Source organism: Stratiformator vulcanicus (assembly GCF_007744515.1).
Classification (GTDB): domain Bacteria; phylum Planctomycetota; class Planctomycetia; order Planctomycetales; family Planctomycetaceae; genus Stratiformator; species Stratiformator vulcanicus.
Genome location: NZ_CP036268.1, coordinates 3706882 through 3729282 on the forward strand (window position 1 = coordinate 3706882; position 22401 = coordinate 3729282).

Annotated in this window: 19 protein-coding genes; 1 reads left to right on the plus strand and 18 read right to left on the minus strand. The window is 57.0% G+C overall.

All coding sequences use genetic code 11. The features are described 5' to 3' along the window. Window positions 1-135: 135 nt before the first annotated feature. The 18 genes from Pan189_RS14635 to bcp form a co-directional block, all read right to left on the minus strand. The gene (locus tag Pan189_RS14635; protein WP_145364714.1) at window positions 136-2277 is read right to left on the minus strand and encodes a flotillin family protein; all 2142 of its coding nucleotides are present in this window, start codon (window positions 2275-2277) and stop codon (window positions 136-138) included. Beyond that, entirely contained in the window at window positions 2277-2957 is a 681-nt protein-coding gene (locus Pan189_RS14640) for an OB-fold-containig protein (protein WP_145364715.1), read from the minus strand. The genes Pan189_RS14635 and Pan189_RS14640 overlap by 1 nt, the downstream gene beginning before the upstream one ends. Window positions 2958-3305: 348 nt before the next feature. Next, the gene (locus Pan189_RS14645) at window positions 3306-3692 is read right to left on the minus strand and encodes a VOC family protein (RefSeq protein ID WP_145364716.1); all 387 of its coding nucleotides are present in this window, start codon (window positions 3690-3692) and stop codon (window positions 3306-3308) included. Window positions 3693-3757: 65 nt separating this feature from the next. Further along, complete coding sequence (locus Pan189_RS14650; protein WP_145364717.1) at window positions 3758-4933, minus strand: dipeptide epimerase; 1176 nt, start codon at window positions 4931-4933, stop codon at window positions 3758-3760. 14 nt (window positions 4934-4947) lie between these two features. Beyond that, the gene (locus Pan189_RS14655; RefSeq protein WP_145364718.1) at window positions 4948-5988 is read right to left on the minus strand and encodes an NAD-dependent epimerase/dehydratase family protein; all 1041 of its coding nucleotides are present in this window, start codon (window positions 5986-5988) and stop codon (window positions 4948-4950) included. A 172-nt stretch (window positions 5989-6160) separates the two neighbouring features. Next, on the minus strand, window positions 6161-7510 hold the full coding sequence (locus Pan189_RS14660; RefSeq protein WP_145364719.1) for a PP2C family protein-serine/threonine phosphatase: 1350 nt from the start codon (window positions 7508-7510) through the stop codon (window positions 6161-6163). A 141-nt stretch (window positions 7511-7651) separates the two neighbouring features. Next, window positions 7652-8446, minus strand: coding sequence for a WecB/TagA/CpsF family glycosyltransferase (locus Pan189_RS14665; RefSeq protein ID WP_145364720.1), 795 nt, complete (start codon window positions 8444-8446; stop codon window positions 7652-7654). After that, window positions 8443-9687: a glycosyltransferase family 2 protein gene (locus Pan189_RS14670; protein ID WP_145364721.1), complete on the minus strand. Its 1245-nt coding sequence runs from the start codon at window positions 9685-9687 to the stop codon at window positions 8443-8445. The genes Pan189_RS14665 and Pan189_RS14670 overlap by 4 nt, the downstream gene beginning before the upstream one ends. Before the next feature lie 82 nt (window positions 9688-9769). Further along, window positions 9770-10846: a GNAT family N-acetyltransferase gene (locus Pan189_RS14675; RefSeq protein ID WP_145364722.1), complete on the minus strand. Its 1077-nt coding sequence runs from the start codon at window positions 10844-10846 to the stop codon at window positions 9770-9772. Window positions 10847-10888: 42 nt separating this feature from the next. Continuing rightward, a complete protein-coding gene (locus Pan189_RS14680; protein WP_145364723.1) occupies window positions 10889-11968 on the minus strand; it encodes a GNAT family N-acetyltransferase in 1080 nt (359 codons plus the stop codon). 9 nt (window positions 11969-11977) lie between these two features. After that, complete coding sequence (locus tag Pan189_RS14685) at window positions 11978-12964, minus strand: glycosyltransferase (RefSeq protein ID WP_145364724.1); 987 nt, start codon at window positions 12962-12964, stop codon at window positions 11978-11980. Continuing rightward, entirely contained in the window at window positions 12961-14265 is a 1305-nt protein-coding gene (locus Pan189_RS14690; RefSeq protein WP_310820530.1) for an O-antigen ligase family protein, read from the minus strand. Before Pan189_RS14690 ends, Pan189_RS14685 begins: the two co-directional genes overlap by 4 nt. A 25-nt stretch (window positions 14266-14290) precedes the next feature. Then, window positions 14291-15673 carry a lipopolysaccharide biosynthesis protein gene (locus Pan189_RS14695; RefSeq protein ID WP_145364726.1) on the minus strand — a complete coding sequence of 461 codons (1383 nt, stop codon included), beginning with the start codon at window positions 15671-15673 and terminating at the stop codon, window positions 14291-14293. 29 nt (window positions 15674-15702) lie between these two features. Then, complete coding sequence (locus Pan189_RS14700; RefSeq protein WP_145364727.1) at window positions 15703-16653, minus strand: polysaccharide deacetylase family protein; 951 nt, start codon at window positions 16651-16653, stop codon at window positions 15703-15705. Window positions 16654-16763: 110 nt separating this feature from the next. Beyond that, a complete protein-coding gene (locus tag Pan189_RS21720; RefSeq protein WP_375154878.1) occupies window positions 16764-17399 on the minus strand; it encodes a sugar transferase in 636 nt (211 codons plus the stop codon). 454 nt (window positions 17400-17853) lie between these two features. Beyond that, window positions 17854-19437 (minus strand): GumC family protein, encoded by a 1584-nt coding sequence (locus Pan189_RS14710; protein ID WP_145364729.1) that lies wholly within the window; start codon window positions 19435-19437, stop codon window positions 17854-17856. Window positions 19438-19760: 323 nt separating this feature from the next. Next, window positions 19761-20774 (minus strand): hypothetical protein, encoded by a 1014-nt coding sequence (locus Pan189_RS14715; RefSeq protein WP_145364730.1) that lies wholly within the window; start codon window positions 20772-20774, stop codon window positions 19761-19763. 86 nt (window positions 20775-20860) lie between these two features. Then, window positions 20861-21340 carry a thioredoxin-dependent thiol peroxidase gene (gene bcp / locus Pan189_RS14720; RefSeq protein ID WP_145364731.1) on the minus strand — a complete coding sequence of 160 codons (480 nt, stop codon included), beginning with the start codon at window positions 21338-21340 and terminating at the stop codon, window positions 20861-20863. A gap of 253 nt (window positions 21341-21593) precedes the next feature. Between bcp and Pan189_RS14725 the strand changes: the two genes are divergently transcribed. Continuing rightward, on the plus strand, window positions 21594-22328 hold the full coding sequence (locus tag Pan189_RS14725; RefSeq protein WP_145364732.1) for a DUF480 domain-containing protein: 735 nt from the start codon (window positions 21594-21596) through the stop codon (window positions 22326-22328). Window positions 22329-22401: the final 73 nt, after the last annotated feature.

Sequence of the window (22401 nt, forward strand, 5' to 3'; positions counted from 1 at the left end):
TCACGGCTGTCGGCTATCGGCGGTCGGCTGTCTGCAAACGATCGCGATGATAGCCGAAATGACTCAGACTCGTTCGCGCTAAGGATGAAAGCTGATCGCTGAGAGCCGATGGCCCTCAACTGACAGCATCCAAGATCAGTTCTTGTTATCGGCGAGCCCCAGTCCGAGTGCCGCAACTTTCTTGTCTCCGTCGCCGGAGCCACGGACGGCGTCGAGGATATTTCTCAACGCACTCTTATCATCGTCCGACTTGGCCCGTCCGAGCAGATCGAAGATCAACGCCGACACCGAAAGGTCTTTAACGTCCTCGAAGCTTACATTGAACTTCTCGACAAACTCGCCCAGTCGCTCAGTGAAGTAGTCCGGGTTGCCGTTGAAAAACGTATTCTTAATATCGCTGATCGTTTCACTATTGTTGACGAAGCGATCAACGGCCTTTCCACTCTTAATGCTGTCGACGATCTTATCGAAGAACTCGGTCTCGCCGCCGACGATATCGATGCGGGCGGTGCGGAGGGCTTCGCTGACGATCTTCGATTGGAAGTCGGCGATGCGGGCTTGAGCATCGATCGCGGCGATTTCGATATCCTTGTCTTTGTTAAGCCGCAATTTGAACTCTTCATGTTCGCGACCGACGCCGTCGAACAGTTTCATTGCTTCCGCCTTCTGTTCGATGCCGGTCGCTTCGGCCTCGAACTTCTGCTGCATGACGGTCGCCTCGGCCGTACCTTCTTTCTGAATCGCATCGGCCTTGGCTTCCTGGCCTTTAGCTTCGGCAACAGCTTTTTTCTCGATGACCGATGCCTCGGCCAAGCCGTCTTTCTCCTTTGCCGTCGCTTTTGCCGAAATAACTTCGGCCTCAGCCAAGCCAGAAGCGGCTTCCTGCGCTCGCGTCGCTTCGGCAAGCATCTTCGAAGATTCCATCTCTTTCTCGGCACTTTTCCGCTGGGCTTCGGCCTCGACGACGATCTGCTCGGCCGTCTGTTCGGCCGCCTGCCGCTCGGCTTCGGCTTCCTTGACCCGCTTGACTAAAGATTCCTGAGCTTCCTGCTCGGCGAGCGTTACGGCCACTTTCTTTCGACGATCAGCCGTCGCGAATTCTTCGGTGTCTTTAATTCGCTGCTCTTCCTCGACCACCGCTCGCTCAACGACCACGCGCTCGCGGATGACATCTTGAATATTACGTTTTTCGACCTCGATCGCCTTCTCTTTTTCGATATCGGCAAGGCCCACGACCTTCTCGCGCTCGGTCTGCTCGAGTTGCTGATCTTTCTTAACTCGTTCCGATTCAACAGCGTCAGTCCGCTCCTTGCTCTTGGCAGCGACGATGGTCTGACGCATGCGGTTTTCTTCCGCCACGTCGATTTCCTGCTGTGTCTTAATTCGTGCCGACTCGGATCGCAGGCGTTCTTCTTCCTCAACCTGTTTCGCTGCGGCTTCTTCGCGGGCGGTGATCGACGCGATTTCCCGCTTCTGCTGCTCTTCCGCTTCGACGCGTTGGCGTTCAAGCTGATAGATCGCCTCAGATGCCTCGACATCCTGCTTCTTGATCGTCTTTTCTTTTTCGCGGGTGATGCTGTTTGAAAGGACGTGTTCACGGGCCGTAAGGTCCGTGATCTTCTTAATACCTTCGGCATCGAGAATATTTTGCGGATTCAGGAACTCGACCGGAGTCTGCTCCAGATAATCGATCGCGCAGTCGTCGAGAATATAACCGTTGAGGTCGGTCCCGATATGTCGGAGGATTTCTTCTTTGAATTTCTCACGCTCTGTATAAAGCTCGACGAAGTCGAAATGCTTACCAACTGTTTTCAATGCTTCGCTGAATTTTGCGTCGAACAGTTCGACGAGAGCCTGCTTGTCGCTCGCCCTTCGGCAACCGAGTGCCTGCGCGACTTGCAGGATATCTTCCCGCGTGTTGTTCACGCGTGTGAAGAATGCGACCTCAATATCTGCCCGCACATTGTCTTTACAGATTAGACCCGACGCACCTTTTCGCGGGATTTCGATCCGCTTAACCGAAAGGTCCATGTGCTCGGCCATGTGGAGCACGGGAATGACCCAGATGCCCTCGCCCGTGGCAGACTTCAGACCGCCGCGGCCGGAGCGGATGATCGCCTCTTCGGGTCCTACCTTGCGATAGAACTTTGAGAACATTGAGAGCACGGCCATGATGCCGATGATCAGCACGAAGAGCACAACCAAACCGGTCACCAAGGTGCCCGTTTCAAGCCATGCCTGGGCGAACGTCAGGTTCGCGAGAATTGTCGAAAGCATTAGGAGTTCTCCGGTTCACCCTGAGACGCAGGCCCGTCGTTCGGTTTAAGCGGTACAGGTTCGATCCAGTAAAGTCGCTGTTCGGGGTCGTAGTCAACAACAGTCGCCGCGCTACCTTTTGCGATCGGCTCTCCATGCGTTCGTGCATTGAGCATTAGGGGCGCTCCGTCTTCATTAATGCGGATGCGACCGAAGTCGCTATCTACTATTGAGGTCTCCACCTCGCACCGCCGACCGATTAACTTTCCGGCGTCGATGGTTTCCACCTCTTTGAATTTTCCTCGCAGCGGCTGGGTCATCACCTTGGCGCCAACAACGCCGAGCGCGAAGGCCCTCGCAATCGCTCCTAAGATCGGAATCCATGCGAGGTCATAATTCACTCCCTGATCAATCAGCATCGAAGCGGTCCAGTACGACAGACCGAACGCGGTCAGCCAAATCATCAGCGGAACATCACCAATATTCAGAAACTTCAGCGAGAGCGCGCCCCAATCCGCGACCGAGGGGGCCGCCTGTTCCGCATCGAACTCAAGGTCCAAATCGAGATCAAGATCGATGTCGAACATGTCCAGGTCGACCGCGCCGACAATCACGAATGACCAATAAGCCAGGCAAAGTCCGAGCAGGACGGTTCCGGGCAGCGTGGCCGGCGAGAGTAGGGCGGTGAGGAACTGATCCATTTTCGATCGGGGACGCGTATCGGTGTCGGCGCGAATTCAAGAAAACGCGTCTCCACGTTGCGATTGTGGGACACGCGTGAGCTTGCACACTCACCGAACGTCAATCCAGCCTGATCGGATCACAAAATTTGCGCAGCGGGCACAGAGTATTCCCCTCAGCGTGAACGCAACAACATTGCCGGTTCCCGCGATTATGCGGCGGATGTCATTGCCCGCGGATCGCGTTGATCGAATGGCCATCGATTTGCGAAGAAGAAATTGACTTTGGTCAAACACACTCGTGCCGAGTCAATGTTGCCGAAGTGCGTGCAGCCGCACTCCGTTTTGAAGAAGAGGGCTCGCTCAAGCCTAAAAAAACGGCTGGGCCCGCTTCACCAATTGCAGGCAGATGCCCCAAGGATCGCGGAGCATTGCAATTTCGTCGCCGTTCGCAATCGTCGCGGGGGCGGCGTGGACCGTTGCGCCCGCGGCGACCAATCTGTCGACATCGGCGGCAAGATCGTCAGACAACCATGCCAGATGCACAACGCGCGGGTCGGCAGAGCTGTAGTCGGGCGTGGGCACGTCTTCGAACGAATATAGCTCCAACAGCACGGTCCCGCTTTCGTCAAGCAAGAATTGTCCGAAGGGCTTTTCAGTGGAATTGACTTTGAATGTCAAACCGAGATGTTCCGCATACCACCGGCCCATCGCAAGAGCATCCGGCACCTGCAGCGCGACATGTTCGAGTTTCATAAATTCGTTCAGAGTTAAGAAGAACGAAGAGTCCTTTTTAGACTCTAACTTGCCGACCCGAATCACTAAACCGTAAAGCCGTAGCTCCGACGGGCCGCGAGGTGAATAGCGGACTCATCAACGGTCACACCAAGCCCCGGTGCGTTCAAGGCAGGAGCGATGCCGCCGCGGCCGAAGGTCAGGTTTTCGTTGACCAGAGGCGTTTTGACGAGATATCGGTCAAAACTTCCCTCTAAATAGCGGATTCCGCCGACGGAGGTCGCGAAATGGCGCCCAGCGGCGGAAAGGATCCCCGTCTCGCCGACCATACAACCGAGTTGATAGGAGAGCCCGGCCCGATGCGCAAGCACGGCGAGCCGATGACTTCTCAGGATTCCGCCGCATTTGGAGAGTCGAATATTAAAGACGTCGCAAAGTCCATCATCAATCGCGCGGCGGCCGTCGCTCTCACTGCACAGCGATTCGTCCAACATGATTGGTACCTCTGTCTGTCCGCGAATTTTACGCAGCCCTGCAATTTGATCATGGGGCACGGGTTGTTCGACGGCGGAGATTCCGGACTCTCCCAGTGCATTTAAGTGCGGCGCGAGATAGGCAACGTCCCACGCTTCGTTGGCATCCACACGAATATCGATCGACGGACCGATCCAACGCCGCACGCGTTGAAGCGAATCAATATCGTCCACGCCGGGCAAGCCAAGTTTTAATTTGCACTGCTTGAACCCATAGAGCCGGTAGAGCAACGGGTTGACGCACTCCTTCCATCGATTCATCGCCGTAATGACGATACTGTAACGCACTTCATCGACCGACGTGCGAATCGGTTCAGTCACGCTATGTGCTTGTGTGACGGCGCTGAAGGGAACATTAAAGCAGCGGCAAGCGGCGTCGAGAAAGGCGATTTCGATGGCGGAGCGAACCGAATTGCCGAAGCAGTCGCGTCGGCCCGGCGGCGCGACGGGCAGCTCTATCAAATCGACCTGCCCAATGGCATCCGCGAGCGATTCGAAGTCACCGGTGAGCGGTTTCACGTTGATTTCTGGAAGCATCGACCAAGCATCGTCGATCGACTCACCGGTTACGTATGGTCGCGGCAAGCCTTCACCCCAGCCGACCGTGCCGTCGGAAAGTTCGGCGCGAACGATCAGCGTATCGTTCTCACGCCGAACATATCCGGCATGTCCGATCTTTTTCTTAAGCGGAATGCGAAGGTGAAAGGCCTTCAGGGAGCGGAGTCGCATAAATCGCAAAGACCTTAAGCGGCGACGGTCTCGGACTGAGGCTCGGCCGTCCGCTGGTCACGGAACCACGCAATCGTTTCCCGCATCCCCTGTTCAAACTCCACCGCGGGCGCATAGCCGAGCTGGCTCTTGGCCTTTTCAATGCTGAAGTCGAGATTCAAACCCAAAAATTTGTACTTCGCCAATGACAAAAGCGGTGCTTCTTTCTTACCGAGCAGTCGCCAGGCACCTTCCATCCCCTTCGCCAACAACTTTGCGACGCCGAGCGGTACGTGCTTTTGCGGCATCTCGTAGCCGGCCTCTTTGCAAATCGTGCTGATGAATTCCGTTTTCGATACGAGGCGCTGGTCGGTGATATTAAACACCTCGCCGACGACATCATCGGACTCGATCGCCAACATCACGGCGGCGACGAGATTCTTCACGTTCGTGTTGTTGAGCAGTTGATCGCCGGAGCCAAGAAAGGCGAACTGACCGCTCTTAATTTTCTCCATGATCCGCGGCAGCACGGTGCGATCGCGGGGCCCATAGATAAAGCCGGGACGCAACACGACGGCTGGCAGATCGCGCGATTCGACGTGTTCGAGAACGAGTTGCTCCGATTCGAACTTCGTCAGCGTATAGCCGTCGATTCCCGAAGCGTTCGGCGGGGTTGATTCATCGGTGCCGTGATGGTCACGGGCCTCGTAAACGCCGAGAGAACTGATCTGCACAAATCGCTTGAGTGCTTCGGTTTGTTCGGCGAAGGTCAGTAACTTTTCCAACCCACGCACATTGACCGCCCGATAGTCTTCGACCGGTCCCCAGTCGCCAACTTTGGCGGCGCAATGAACAATGACCGTGACATCTTTCACGGCGGCTTGCAGTGCGATGGGATCGGTGAGATCACCCCAAGCCGGTTCGACACCCCATTCTTCGAGCAGGGCGACATCGGCGGACCGCCGGACGAGTGCCCGCACGGCGACGCCGCGCCGGCGAAGCGCCTCTGCCACATGGCTTCCGACGAGTCCGGTCGCACCGGTCACGAGGACGAGGTCGTTTTCGGTCAACGTCACAATCCACTCCGACTAATTCGATTCTCGATCAGAAATCTATGCCTCTGATTTTTTCATCGGGTGGGGAACTCAGAGAATCGAGCCAGAACGCCGAAGGTCGTCACTGCCGCGGCGATCAAGAACCATGATGTGTCTCAATCGACAGAACCCGTTGGTGGCTGGCGGCGGGAGGCTACCTGACGTTCGCGACGATGAGCGTGCGGTCGTCGGACATCGTCTCTTCATCGGCATATTCGGCAACATCCGCGGCAATGTTGTCGGCAATCGCTTGCGCATGCTCTCCGCAACCGACTTCTAGCAGGTGATCGAGCCGTCCGAGCCCATAGAGTTTGCCATCGGCATTCATCGCCTCGGTGATTCCGTCGGTATAGAACACGACTCGGTCGCCGGACGAGAAATAGTGCGTGCTGTTCGCGTATTCGACATCGGGCATCAAACCCAGCGGAATGTTCGGGTCGCCGTCCAGAGAACTGACCTCGGACTGTCCGCATCGCCGTAATCGCGGCGGATTGTGACCGGCGGAGGCGTAAACCAGTTTGCGGCTGGACGAATCAAACACGCCGTAGAATGCGGTCACAAAAGCTCCGAACTCACCGGTATATCGCTTCGAAAGGTGCTCGTTGATGAACTGAAGCATCTGGCCGGGATCGACCGACTCCGTCGGAAACATGTGCGCGATGCTGTGTGTGATCGCCATCACGACAGCGGCGGGGGTGCCATGACCGCTGACGTCGGCAATCAAGATTCCCCACTTGCCATCACGCAGCGGGAAGAAGTCGTAATAGTCGCCACCGGCTCGGTGTGACGTCCGGTAATAGGCGGCGACCTCCAGATTTTTGATCTCCGGCATTGCTCTTGGCAACAACGCTTGCTGAATGTCGGCGACGACCTTCAGTTCTCGGTCGACGATCTCATAGGCCTCACGAAGCTGATCGTTCAGCACCAGATTGTGAGTCGCCCGACCGAACAAATTGGCCAACCAGACATGCTCGGGAAAGTCCTCTCGATCGAACGCTGCTGGCTCGTCCCGCGCCAGCAGCACCATGTTGAGCGCGGCGCCGCGATCGAGCATCGGAATCGCCATCAGTGAACGCTGTCCATCGAGGAATTCCGCCGCCGGGTCGTCCGCATCGACATCCAGTTCGTCGATTACGACCGGATTTTCACCGTAAATAAGGTCAGCGAACAGGCCGCCCTCGAGTAACGGCAACTGGTCTTTTTGCTTCCACGGATTGACTTCTTCTTCCCACTCGCTGAATCGCGTCACCCGAACATACGGCTCGTCCAAGCCGCGCCGGCTCAGTGAAATTCTTCGATTCGCGGGAAAGACTTCCGCCATCCGCCGGCCATAGGCGCGGACCATCTCCTGCGGATCAGACTGCCGGCTCATTTCGCGCATCGTCTCGACAATATGGTCGAGCCGTTGCTGCCAATTCGACTGAATCCACTTCGGCCTTTGCACAGCAGTGGTCTCGCCGACTGCGTCGTCGGCTGAATCGCCGACCGTAGATGTCGAATTCATTCCGTCCCCTCGTGATGGTTATATCAGCGTAGGGAGCACCGGCGCGATCGTAAAGCGCCGGAAAACGTCGCCTTGCCCGAAAACGGACAGGTTTAGGTCTGCGTCGATCTGATCGAAGACGAATTGTGGACGAAACGGACGTCAGGTCGTGGGCCGGTGCAACCACTCGGAGAGTACGATGCGTGGGAAAACGCAGGCATCGCGAAAGTATCGTTTGAATAATCGGCGAGGCTCCGACGCCAGCCGATGCAGCCATTCCATTCCGATCCTTTGGGCCCAGCGTGGCGCCCGCATTTTTTCGCCGGCAAGAAAGTCGATCGTCGCCCCGGCGCAAAGCACGGCCTTCGCCTCAATGCGGTCGCTGTGGCGGGCGACCCAAAGCTCCTGTTTCGGAGCCCCGAACCCGACCACGAGGACATCCGGTGAGACTTCAGCAATTTTCTCGACAATCCGGTCGCTCTCGGCTGTGGAATGCTCGAATCCGAGGGGAGGGCTGTCGGTCCCCACGACGGTCACGTGAGGCCATCGAAGTTCAATTTGCTCCGCCGCCCGCGCGGCCACACCGGGAACTGCCCCGAGCAAAAACACCGTTATGGATCGTTCGATGCTTGCGCGATCAAAGATCGCCGGCACAAGGTCCGATCCGGCAACCCGTTCGGGAAGCGGTCGACCCAGCAAGCGGGCGGCGAGAACGAGCGGCGCACCGTCCGCGGTGACCAGTGAGGCGGTACGATAGGCTTCGTGGAGTTCTTCGTTCTCCCGCAGCATCACGATGTGATCAACGTTGGGAGTGACGACGAATCGCGCTTCGAACTGTGATTCGTCGAACCATCCGACGACATGATCGGCAGTCTCAGCCAATGATGCGGCGGCAATGTCGATATCGAAGATGCGGACGTGACGCAGTCGCTGGGGAGCGATCGTGGCGGTACTCATGGCGAGGCTTTCGTGGAAAGGCGTGAGGGCGAACCGGATCGTGCGGTGCGGACCCAGGAGGTTTGCCCGCGGCCGAGGAAATACCCCGCGTAAATCGGCAACTTCCGCACGATGTACCACGGAATGCCCAAGATGGTCTTTAACGGCACTGTGCGGCGGCAATACGCGGCCCAGCCGCAAAGAATGGTGAAGGCGAAACAGACTCCGGCGGCGGCCAGCACTGCCGTCCCCAGCCACGCGCCGCTTAAGACCGAGATCAACAGGTTCAGCGCGAATAGAGCTGCACCGCCCAGCACGAATAGACTTAAGGGCGGGATCGTCAAATCCAAGCCCAACGCAACCAGCGACAGACTCCGGCGTAAAAGACCGGCGACGACCAATGCGGGAAACAGTTTTGCGGTACTAAGATGCCCCTGTTCCCAACGAGTCCGTTGGCTGCGAAACGCTTCGCCACCGGCTGGCAAACCACTGGCAACCCGAGCCGTGGGGCAGAATAGCGTAGGCAGACCGGCTAACGCGAGGTCCACTCCCAGCTTCATATCTTCCGCAAGCTCACCACCGAGCGACGGAATTTTGCGAACGGCCGACCAAGGCAAAGCCATACCCGTTCCCATTAAATGGCACGGCAGTCCCATCGCATTAAGGCCAAGCGGTCGAATTAAGTTCTTAAACCGTATTCCCAATTCTGAAACCGCCCCGCTGGCAGATGTCTCGCCCGAGCGGCACAAATTCAATGACTGCACGGGGCGGCCCGTTTCGTCAGCCAGACGTGGGGCATCAATGAAGGTAAACCGTCCGACGCGACAATCAGCGTCCAGCACGAAGACGACGTCGGGAGGATCAGCCGAGAGATGCTTAAAGCCGAATTCCAACGCGTAGCCTTTGCCTCGAAGCTTCGCATCGCTGCGTTCGATCACTTCCGCCCCAGCGTTCTTGGCCAGCGCTGCCGTGTCGTCTTCGCAGTTATCGGCAATCACGACGACCCGCCCGTTGCCTGCGAGCCGATCAATCACATGCCGAGCCGTGCGTTCGATACAAGCCTCTTCATTATGTGCTGGAATCAGCACCGCGAGAGACGGCAGTGAAGCCGCCTCATCCCGTTGCCTGCGCTCTCGGATGCCCCGTTTCAAGTCGCGTCCGAACAGCAACGCCGCGAGCGATTCGCCGCAAAACACGAACGCAGCGAAAACCCAGGGCAGGCTCGCGAGAATTGCGATCGTATTCAATATGATAATCGACATTTCAATCTAGTCCGGCTTCCTAAAATGTGCAGGCTTCACTCATCATCTAAAGCGTCATTTCTTTTTCACTCACAGTCGCCGCTCAGCGGAACGACATGCGGTCCTTAATCGGTCTCAGTAGCGCCGCGGTGTTTCGTGCGGGTCGGCCGATCGACGAGGACTTGATGAAATGGCCGATCGCTTTTCCCGCCCGATGAAATGCGACTGAGGCCGCAGTCGACCGCAGCACGCCTTCTCGGACATACCCAACCCTGTCGCCGAATTCATGTTTAAATCTTGTATCGTCTTTTCCGAGATCGATCCGATGGATGCCAAGCTCTTCGCACCGCTTGGCGGTCTCCAGCAAGAGCAGACAACCCGGCGAATATCGGCGATACCGGGTGTTGTAGGACGGAAACCAATAGTGGAGCACTCCCCCGCAGACAATTCCGAAGTGAGCAGCCACCAGACGATCCCCGGCAAATAATCCGCTGACACAACCGCGCAGGTCCCCTTCACTTTGCACAAGCCGTCGGGCCAATTCTTTCGTCCACCCGAACGAAAAGATGTCCGTGTAACCGGTCCGAGTATATTGTTCCGATTTCCAACTCATTAATTGAGAAAGAATACCGTCCGGGCTTCCGCATAGCGTGAAATGAACGGGACCGAGCTCACGGACCATTTTCCGCAACTTCTGAGCCGACTGCTTGACCGTTCGGCAACCGCGATCTTGAATTCGTGCTCGATAGGCGTCGTAGCCGTCTTTCAGGTCGAGCGATCGCACCCTCATTTCAGATACAACACCTCGATCAAATGTAGACTGCCGCCCGACCAGATGACTAAATTCAACTTTCTTCAGCCCGCAAGCCCGCAAGAGAACTCGCCAGTCGCAGTTAAAGTCGGCAGACGCGACAATCCCGTGACTATCATTAAGCCGGCCTCCAACCGGTCGACCTTGTCCGAACAGACTTCGCTGGAACGGAAAGAATGCGACAGGCTGGCCGTACCGCTCGATCACGGCAACGAACACATCCGACCGGACGGCCCCAACGGCCTTTGTAAATTCGGGATGGAAATACGGACTGTCAAACTCATGAGACGAAGAACGGATCGCGTTCCACGCCGCGCAGTGGTCGGCATCAAGATGCCGTGCTTCAATGATTTCGATTCGCGATAACATGCGAGGGTCACTTGCGCCGACTTCGACGGTGCTTTCAGACTCTTAGAAAGATGCCAACGATCTCTTTAACTTTCGGGCGTATCGGACGGGCATTCGCAACGGCTGCGCAATCCGCATCGTGCGGGCCTGTGTCTTCACCAGCTTCCAGTTCCGCCGGAACGCTGACAGCACCGGCCTTAGGTCAACCCCCCCTTCGGCCACCGCGATCGAACCTGAGGCAAAGCTTGCCTTGTATTCTTCCGGTCCTTTTCCGAGCTCGAACCGCCCAAAACCGAGTTCGTCGCAAGACCGCGCGATCTGGATCGTCAACATATGCCCCGGGCAATACGATCGATAACTGCGATCGTACGACGGGAACCAAGAATGCAGTACGTCTTCGGTCTGCATCCCCAGATCGACCGCAATCGGTCGACCGTTCAATCGAAGAACAGACATCCGACCGGTCAACTCACGGCTGTTCTCTTTAAGAACAGTCTGCAGCAGCGAGACGGTCCAGGGCCACTGAAACAGATTGAATATATTGGTCCGCTCGAACTGGTCGCTCTTCCAACGGATCAATGTCTGAAACAAGTCTTCATCGATTTCATTAGGCAAATATTGAACTTCGCCGTGCTCTCGCACGAGCTTCCGCTGTTTGCGGTCGATGCTCTTAATTCGATTCGATCCGGCCGCCCGCCGCTCGGCTCGGTACGCCTCGAAGCCGTTTGACAGATCAAGATAGGGGGAGGGCTGCGTGTCGACGTGGTGGGCTTCAAGCCAGGACTGCGATGCGATGAGGTGATCAAAGTCAAATGCCTTTAATCCGCAACCACGCAGCAGTTCCTCGGGTGTGATCTGCAAATCGTTGGGAGCCACGATCGCTTGGAAATCGGACATCGGCCAACCGACCGGCTGACCGACGCGACGTGACCGCCCCAGGTATTGAAACGGGAAAAAGCCGACCGATTCGTTTCCCGATTTCATAACACCGACAGCCACGCCACCGCGCGCCTCGTCGACTAATTCGGCGAACCGGGGCGTCAAGAACGGATTACACAAACCGACCTCATCCCGCAGCAGTCGCATCCATGTCGCGCGATCGCGGGGACTGAGGTTGTGTGGTCGAATCACGGTAATCTTCATAAATTCTCCTCATGCCTGCGCGACATGATCTGAGGTCGTCTTAGGAACCTCTCCGATGAACGATGAAAACAACAATTGCCAACCGTCTTCGAGGACATCCCGCGCGATGCGGAGCCGACAACGCAGACCAAGAATTGTCTCTGCATCGCCCTGAATTTTGGCAAGCAACAACCGCGGCCACAAAACCCCGAGATATTGCACCCAGCGGGCGCCATAGACCAATGGGTACATTAATTCGCCGCGTGAGGTCCGCTCGTCCTCGGCCATACCGACAGCCATCCGAGCAGACAGGTCTAGCAAGAACTCTCCGGAGAGTCGCTCCGGCGGAATAATGTGATGAATGACGGCTTCCGGAGAGTACCATCCGGTATCGCCCGAGCTGTGAATTCTTAAATAGAGCTCCGTGTCTTCCCCGCGACCGTTCGGCTGCACGCGGAATCGCCCGACGTCATCAAACACGTCGCGCCGAATCATTAAGTTCCCGGCCCCCGGTGTGATTGAAGGGGAATACGGTCGCTCCTTCTCAAGGCCAACGGACTCGCCCAACAGCATCCGGACAACCGGATGCAGCTTACGATCGCAACCTTCGGGCAATCGCAGCACGACTTTCCCGCCGACGCACCGCGTCGCCCGTCGCTGTGTCAATTCGAGGAGTTCAAGTAACCACGCTGGGTCAGCTGCTTGATCATCATCGAAGAATGCCAGCCAGTCGCTACCGCATTCGGCAACAGCCCGATTTCGCGCGTGCGTCACTCCCGGTTGATCTTCGCGGACATACCGAATCGGCACGGCGGATTGAGAACTGAGCTCTTTCCACACGTCGTGCGTGTGGTCATTTGACCCGTTGTCGATAATAAGAATTTCGAATTCGAATCTGTCGTTGGTTTTTAGTTGGCAGAGGCTACGAACTGCGTCGCGGAGCGCGTCAGCACGGTTTCGCGTACAGACGGCGACGGTAATCGTTGGTTTCATAATAGAATTGGAGGTTTCGCTCATGCGACATCTCCTTCAAATGCTGACGAAGCTTGGGGGTCTCGGCTTTGAAAGTCATCCTCCGCGAAAAAGGACAGATGCAACATGCCGGTGATCATTAGGAAGGGAATATACAACGTCATCGCCATCGCCGATTCGGTGAAAGCATTAATAAGACCGAAGACGAGCAGGGCGAAAAGCCAGCCTGCCAACGGATGCTTCGATCGCACATAGAGTCGACCGGCGCGGGCTAAGTGAGCAAGCAGGGCTGCGACTAACAGCGACAGTCCGATCACCCCGACGCTCAAGATCGTATCGAGATAGGCCGAATGGGCCTCGCGCACTCCCCATTGCACTTCTTCGGAGACATCGGCGATATGAGTGGGGGTCCAGAAGGAGTCATATCCGAAACCGAGCAACCAGTTTTGTGCGGCATACGGCATTAGTTCGGTCCAAATCGGCAGGCGTCCGGTCAGCGACTCCGCCTGTTCCTTTCGTCCCATTAATGCCGCATCAGAGACCTCACCGGCAAGATCGACGCCAGCGAGCAGCAGCAATACGACGATCCCCGAGAGCATCCAGCCGGCCAGCGCGATGAGAGTCAATTTGACGCTCAGACGTGTGCTTAATGTCCAGAGCAACGCGATCGCGAAGACCAGACCGGCGGCGGAAGTTCTTGATTTGGTTAAAATCAGAAAAAAGACACCGACACCGCAAATGGCGAAGAAGTACCAGGAACGCCGTGATTCGAATCCGAGCGCAAGGGATGCAAAGCAGAGGGAAGCGATCCCCAGCCCGGTCGTGTTGGGGTGCTGCGTGCCGCTGAAGCGGTATTCGCCGGCCCACGGCCGGAAGCTTCCGAGAGCAAGTTCCGCCAGCACACCGATTATTAAGAAGATCAGCGGTGCATAGATTGAGAGCCGCACGATTTCTCGCCCGCGGAGCATTCGGGCAACGCCGAATGCACAACCGCAAAAGCAAACGAAGGTCGCGAGCCGTCGAGCCGTCATTGAGAATTCATGCGACCACAAAATGCTTGCCAGGCAGAACAGCCCGTAAAAGCAAAGGAGCGGTCCGCCCATACCGTCAATTCGAAATCGACGTCCCGCGCCGTAGCACAGCCCGAGAATCCCGAGCCCGCCCATCATTAAAAATGCGACCCGCCTGAGGGAGTTGCCACCCGACGCCGTCGCCTGCATCTCGTCTGCTGACTGCGTAAATGCGTCCGACAGTGACGTATCGAAGGAATGCTCGGTGATAAAGAAAATGCCGCCTAAAGCGATCGCGATCCACCAGAACGCGGGTCGCAAATTAATCGCTGGCATTTCTGTTGCCGTAGTGAAAGTCGCACTAGCCATTGCGCGCTCCTTCCTGCCGTCTTCGGTTCGCCACGGCGACCCGCAGGATGGCGAAGCGGATGACACAGTCTGCAACCCCCGAGGCGAGCAACGCGAACGCCGCCCCCGCAGCACCGAACGGACCGATCAAGGCGACCGTTGCGATGACACCGACAACGATGGATGCGACATCAGCACGAAAATTAGCCGCCGGCTCATGCATTGCCCACAGGCCGTTACCGGCGGTGATCGAAAGGGCATTGGCGAACATATTCAGTGAGAGAATGGCGATAATTGGCCCGGCCACCGCAAAATCGCCGCCGTAGACGAAGGCCGCCAACACGTTTCCGATACCGAATGCACCAATGCAGAAAATGCCGAGTACCACGATGAAGAGCGTCACTGTGTTTTTAAGAACTGCCACCAATCGATTGACACCACCTTCGGCATAGGCCTCGGCGGTTTTCGGTCCGATATAGTTCGCCACACCAATAACGAACATATTTGCGATGCCGACCAAAGTGCTGCCGGCGGCAAACACGCCGGTCGCCGCTTCACCATGCGTCAGGACGATGATCCACGGGGCAACAAAGGTCATTGCCGAGCCGAGAAGTTGACTGGCGACCGCCCACTTGGCGAAGAACCAGTTTCGATTCCAGTCTTTCACGGACCGCCGAGCATTGAATCGGAACCGTGAAGCTCCGGCGATAAGCCAGACCACCGTGGGCACAAAACAGGCAATCGCCATTGCGGCCAATGCCGTCACAGCCGTCAGGCTGTTCCAATAGAGCAGGGTGGCTAACAGGATCAGTTGAAGAGCTGTCGCCGCTCCGTCGAGCGTGATCGCCCGATAAATCTTAAAGTGGGCAAAATCATAGTGCCTCGCGAATTCCCGCAGTAGCACGGCGGGAATCGCTAAAGTCAATATCGCCAGCACCGATACCATCGGGCTACCGGGACTTTGCCACAACACAACGGGAATCGCGGCTGACAACCCCGCGATTGATAGAAGTGAGAACGTGCCTTGGTGAAGCAGACTGCTCCCCGCATAGCCGGCAAGTCGTCGCCCCGTTTTACGTCGGCAATAAATAACGTAAGGAGCTGAGACGACCTGCTCCTGCACGCTGCGGAGAAAGAGCGTTAAACTCCATGCGAGCGCATATAACCCCAGCATTTCTTTCCCGCCGTATCGTCCGACGAGCACGCTGGTCACAAAACTCGCCCCGGCGACAAGCCCCTGATCAAAGATTGACAAGAACGCGTGATGAGTGGCGAGACCCTTCACCCGTTCGATGATCGACACACGTTGCTGAAGAGCGATTTTCTCCGGCTCAGGAAGACATTCCTGCGACGGACAGCACTCTTGAGCCTCAGCAATATCTGGATCGGAATTCACAGACCGACTTGGCGGGGGTGCAACAACACTCATGAGTCGCCCCCCGTTTGAGCGACATGAATCGGCCCAGTGTTCTTAAAGCCTCCGCGTACGAAGTGCCAGCTTTCTTTAACGACTTCGTACCACCCACTTAACTTGGCAGCTAAAGTCGCGCCGTTATCATCGGCCTCGGCCGTAAAGCGGCCCCAGTCGAAAGGGGTTCGACCCCGCGGTACTAATTCGTCTTCGGTCGTCAGCGCGCACCGCATTCCGGCCCGCTGGGCGATGTCTGCGAAGACGGGTCCCGAGAACCCTGTGGCTTTGGTCCCATAGGGGAAGGCGAACATTGGATCGGCGACGCCGAATTCTTCGTTGAGAATGTCTGCGTTAATCTTCAGGTCAGATAAGAGATCGTCTGGACGCCCGCGAAAATCGTCGTGGGTGTGCGTGTGACAGCCGAGATCGATGAGCGGATGCGATCCCAGCGCTCGGCATTCCTCCGTCGTTAAGGGTCGCCAAGCTCGCTTCGGGACATCGCTTCGACCGGCGGCTTCCCAATCATCGCTGGGAAAGGGTTGGTCGCTGTCCAGATAGGCCGTCGAAATAAAGACCGTCGCCGGAACATCGAGCGATTCAAGGATCGGTAACGCCTCGAAATAATTGTTCGCGTAGCCGTCGTCGAATGTCACGACAAACGCATTGCCCGGGACCAGAGTTTCATTCGCGCTCGCATCGAGTACGTCGCAAAGCCGCCATGGCTCGAAACCACGACGAATCAGTCCTGCAAGTTGCTTGCGGAATTGAGCGGGTGGAACATTCCAAGTCGGCTCAGTCACACCCGGCACCGAATCGGTCACCCGGTGGTACATCAAGATACCGAAGCCAGTAGCTCGACGGCCGAACGAAGCCGCAAGCGGTCGTGAAAGCTGCGCCGCGACTTTAGCCTTCCAGCGCGAAGCTGTCGGCCCGGATGGTCGTTGAATCTGCGGCGCGGCAATCATGTTTCAGCGATAACTTGAGTACAAAGCAGTGCTTAAGAAGTGGGGAATTCGAAGCATCAGCGGCCCGACATCTTGTTGCGTCCGATCGAGGCACATCGAGACAGCCGCGCTTAATGGCTTCCACGATGAAGAATGACTGCGAACGCGGTTCGGATGATTAACGCGGCATCATTCCACAGCGAGCGGGCACGAATGTAGCGGATATCCATTCGCATCCATTCCTTAAACGGCACTTTGCTTTTGCCATGGACCTGCCAGATGCACGTCAGCCCCGGGGTAATCCAGCGACGGCGACGCTGCCAGACTTCGCATTCGGCCGCTTCGCGACTGTCGAGCGGCCGAGGACCGACCAACGTCATGTCGCCTTTTAATACATTCCACAATTGAGGAAGTTCGTCGATACAAGACTTACGCAGGAAACGTCCGATCGGCGTGATTCGAGGATCATTGGCCATCTTAAAGGCCGGACCGTCCTGTTCACTCTGCGCCCGCAACGCGGCTTTCCGTTGCTCCGCATCGCGGTACATCGTGCGAAATTTTAAGATCGAAAATGGCTTGCCACCCCACCCGTCCCGCTTTTGAAGAAAAAAGATCGGGCCGGGCGAAGTGAGTTTAATCAATAATGCCGTCGCGAAGAGCAGCGGTGACAGGGCAACGATCCCGACCGCGGCACCGACGACGTCAAGCGTTCGTTTCCAGCGGGGCATCGGATTAAGCAGTAGCTCTTCGAGGGGACGGACCGGCATCGCCCCGTCGGAGTCCGAGTCGTCCGAGTCTTTGGTGCCACGCTTATTCCGTACACGATCGAGGTCTACCGGTTCTCCACTGGGATGCGTGAATAGTTCGACGGCGGGCAGGGGGCGGATCGGACAATCTTCAAGGACCTGATTGACAAATTTGCGGGCCCCGTCCTCATCCGTATTCCACAGCACCACGCCGATGCGTCCCCCACCGAGACAGCCGGCATGATCGGTAGCACGCAGACGGTTCAATATATATTCGGCGAAGCGGAAATCAGCCGGCGGTACTTGCTCGCGACACGCCACGGTGTCAAAGACGGCCAGGCAGAATTGGGATTCGCTGCGATCGGCGCGCATCAATTCAACCTGCACGATGCGATCAAATCGATCGGCTGCGGGAAGTACGTCTTCGGCCTTCGGGGAGTTCGTTTGGCGACCAAAAAAACTAGCGACCATGAAATCATGCCTCCTGTAACGTCGTGCGCCGACGCGGGATTGAAACGTCTGAAGGAAGTCGGACGCCCTGCGGAACGAGTCGTGGCCAGTACTCCAGTCCGAGGGCGGTCCCGATAGCTGCCAAGACTGCAAAGATGAAACCGGCTGCGAAAATCATTTTCTTCTTCGGGCTGATCGGTTTCGTTTCAAGCGTCGCCGTTTGATAGACGTTCACGTTTGAAATGCTGTCATCTGCCAAAGCGGTATCGATCCGGGCCTGCTCATATTTCTCGGAGTAGGTCCGGAAGTTGGTTTCGAGAATGTCCCGACGTTGCTCGAGCATCGTGAGCTGTGATTCGTGAGCGTTAAGGTTCTCGAGTCTGGCGGTCGCCTGCAGGAATTGTCGGTTTAATGCATCTCGCCGTGCGAGGAGCGAATCGGCCTTCGTTCTCTCATCGAGCAGCCGCAGCGAAATCTGTTGGTGGCCGGGGTTTACAGCCGCGGTTTCCTGAGCGTCCGTCGAATCGAGGCGACTCAATTGCTGCTCAGCCCGTTCGACCTGTTCGTTGACCGACAGGATCGCCGGGTGTGTGGGTTGGAATTTCGCGAGCAACGTTCGCTCGCGAATTCGCATTTCACTAATCTGCCGACGAATCTGATCGGCGGCCGAGTTCGGGGAACCGGTGATCCGCGACGTGACCTGCTGCTGCGGGATTTCTTCCAATACGCGTTCCATCGATGCGATTTGTGCCTTCGAAGTCGCGAGAAGTTTTTCCGTCTCCAGGATGTCGGCTTCGAGATCATTAATCTGCGATTCGATCGCGGAGCGTTTGCCGTCGAGCGTGACCAGGTTCAATTCGGTCTTCATCTCCTGGACTTCGCCGGCGGCGACCTCGAATTGATTCTTAAGCAGTTCGGTTTGCTTCTCGAAAAACTCCTGAGAACCGTCGGTGCGGTGAACCTGCATATGCTTACGGCGGAACACGTCGACAATTTCCGCAGCGATCAATTGAGCCAATTCGGGCGAGCCGGCCGTGGCGACGATCGAGACGACGCTCGATTTTTTACCGGAGCTGAATTGCACGTTTCGGCTCAGCATCTGCACGGCCTGTTCCTGTTCGCTGACGGCGTCGGACAGCCCGATCGTTCGCAGCAGCGGTCGGACCAACTCCATCGGCGACCAGTCGAAGGTCGCTGCGTTGGCCTTGTTGTCGATGGCGACGAGTTCACCCGCTTCGTTTTGAATCGGAGCATCGTGCAGCAGGACGTCGGTTCCGATGCTCGCGGCAACTTCTTCGAGCAGAATGCGGCTGTGGAGCACATCAAGGACCGAGTTCAGTTCGCTTTCGCGTGACTCGTACACCGAAATCGTTTGAGCGGTGGTCGCGGTCGGATCGAGCTTGATGCTCTCACCGCCGATGCGGACGAAGAGCTTGGCTTCGGAGCGATACGTCCGCGGGGTCACCATTACCGCGAAGACGATTAACCCCATCAGCGAGGCGAATACGATGAGTGACTTAAAGCGATGACGCCACACCGCTGCGGCGACATCCCAAGCGATACGGACGATCTGCGGGGAGTCGTCAGACCGTTGGCTCGGAGCGATCATGGTCAAGGCCAGATGAGGGGGACGAAGTTCCTGCGACTACCACGGGAGGAACCGTGGCATCGTTCGAACTCTACGTCACATCCGAGTGCGGTCGGACCGAACTGTAACCGATCCCACAATTAAACCGTTCCGATTTTGCCGGTCGTACGGCCACGTGAGGCAGGACGCCAAACGCCAACGTTTGATAAGTCGAAAGAGACGAGTCGGGTTTATAACGACGAATCGTCCGAGGTGTTGCGATTCGGAAACAAATACATGCACACAAAAAGCCCGCGGGAATGAATCCCGCGGGCTTTCGATCTCACATATTCGCTGCGAAGTATTTAATTACTTTGAGGGACGCCGTAGACAACCGTATTAATGCCGTTTCGTGGTTCGTCGCCCTCGGCCCGTTGCCAATCAGTCCCGTTGAGCGAGTACCACATTTTCCCTCGCCATTGGGTTCCGATTCCGATTTTTTCGTCGGCGTAAATGATCGAGCAGGGGATTTTGGCCGGAAATTTCAGCCAATCGATACCATCTTCGGAGTAATAGCTATCTCCTTGGCCGCCGGCGACAAAGGCTTTGCCGGTCCACACGACATTGCGAAAATTCTCTTTCAAGGCGGGCGTGCCTTTCTCCCAATTCTGGCCGTCTTCGGAGTACAAACGAAGTCCGTCTTTACCGACGGTGACGAATTTACCGGCCCCGAACGTCAGGTCGCTCATCGGGTCCATCTCGCCTTGGAAGTGGGTGATCGTCTCACCGTCCGGGGTCGTCGCGACCCAGTGAATCGAATTGCCGGGACCACCATTGCCGGAGATGACGAACACACCGTTGCCGAAAGCCCCGCGGCGGCGCTGCATTCCGCCATCGTAGGGCCATTCGAGCTTCGCTCCCTGCTTCCATGTTTCGCCATCGGTCGAAGACGCGAGATACGAGAAGCTGCCTTTGCCCCAACCCCCGCCGGGCATCCCGACGACAAAGCGATCGTTTCCGAACACGACGGGAATCACCCGATTATTGAGTGCGTCGTGTTCCACTGCTTTCCAGTTCTTGCCGTCGCGTGTGACGAGGATATGCCCTTTTTGAGTCTCGCGGCTCCAACCGCCGCCGCCGGTCACGACGAACATTCCATTCCCGAAAGCGGCCGACATCAGGTTGTCGGAATCGTCTCCGCCCTCGGCTTTCCACTCCTGAATGTTCTCCCAGTGGATTCCGTCGTTCGACGACATGCGACGACCACCATAGCCGACCGCGACGAACAGCCCCTCCCGTTCGCTTTGTGCGAACGCGGCTGAGGGGGGAAGAACACAAGCAATGACGAGCGACGCAGAAAGGAAGCAGCGGGCGAACACGACGGAATCTCCTGAACGCGAATATTGTCGACAGAAGCCGACTTTACTCGGCCGAGGCAGGCGATTTCCAATGCGGCATGGCTCGATCAGTCCAAGTCGTCCAATTTCGCTGCGACTTCATCGACATGGCCTTTGACTTTGACCTTGGGCCAGACAGCCGCAACTTTGCCCTGCTTGTCGATCAGAAATGTGGCTCGCTGCACTCCGAACGATTTCTTGCCGTACATGTTCTTCTCGGCCCACACTCCATATTTTTCGCAAATGGCGTGGTCTTCGTCCGACAGCAGCGTGAAGGGAAGCTCGTACTTCGCGGCAAATTTCTCGTGCGATTTCAACGAGTCGGTACTGATTCCGAGGACGGCGGTGTCGGCATCGTCAAATGTCGCGATCGCGTCGCGAAAGTCACAGGCCTCGGTCGTGCAGCCGGGCGTCATATCACGGGGATAAAAATAGAGAACCACGTTTTTTTCGCCCTGAAAACTGCTCAGCCGGACCTTCTTTCCTTCGGGGAAGGCGGGCAGATGAAATGCAGGGGCTTTTTTTCCGGCAGCGGGCAGATCGGCCATCTTCGGTTGCTTTCTCGATAGGGTCAAAACTGTCAGCCAGCGATTCGGCTCATTTCCCGATCGCTCACTCTGCGAATGAGTGTAGCTGGATTCATCCCATTTTCGATGTTTCGACCGCAGGATGACCTGGGGCCGCTTATCGGCACGACGGCGGAAGCGGAGGTGTCACCGCGGCAGGTCTTGCAACCGAACGTAAGGAACGCCAGTCTGCCGCCCGGCAAAGCGGTATCCGCAATCATCAGCGAGGCAGGGCATGTCAGCCGGCGACGAGCAAATTGATCCGTTTCATGGAGAACTCAACCGCGTTCAGCGGCGGATATTGGGGACGCTCTCTGAGAAAGCGTTCACGACGCCGGCGCAGTATCCGCTTACTCCCAAAGCGCTGCTGACCGGGTGCAACCAAACGAGCAATCGCTCGCCGGTCACCAACTACGGTGAGGATCAAGTTCAGACCGCGCTGGACGAACTGCAGGAGAATGGGCTGCTCGCCGTCGTGCATACCGAGAGCGGACGCACCGAACGATATCGCCACTATTTGCGCAAGCGATTCCCTCTTTCCGAACCGCAATTGGCCATTTTGACGGAACTGCTGCTCCGTGGGAGGCAGACGGTCGGAGAGTTGCGTGCCCGAGCCGCGCGGATGGTCCCGATCGAAGGGCTTGGCGAGCTGCGAACTGAATTGCAGGGAATGATCGATCTCGGCTACGTCCGCTCGAGTGGACCGCTTGAACGCCGGGGCGTGGAGGTTGATCACGCACTGTATACCGCCAGCGAGAGAGCAACGTCATCGATGGACACCCTTTCCGGAGACGTCGATGAAGCCGCATCGGTCGAAAACGGAGCATCGCCATCACCAGATTCCAACGCCGACCTCGATCAACTGCGTACTGACATTGAGAAGGTCAATCGTCGAGTCGAACTGCTCGTTGAGGAATTCGAGTCTTTGTCGCGCGAATTCGGCCGTCTTCGCGATTCGTTGGGCGGATGAGACAAAGATGGGATCAACCGAAGGTTGCGGGGCGGATGACAGCCGACCGGCTACCGCGTAGGCTTCCTCAACT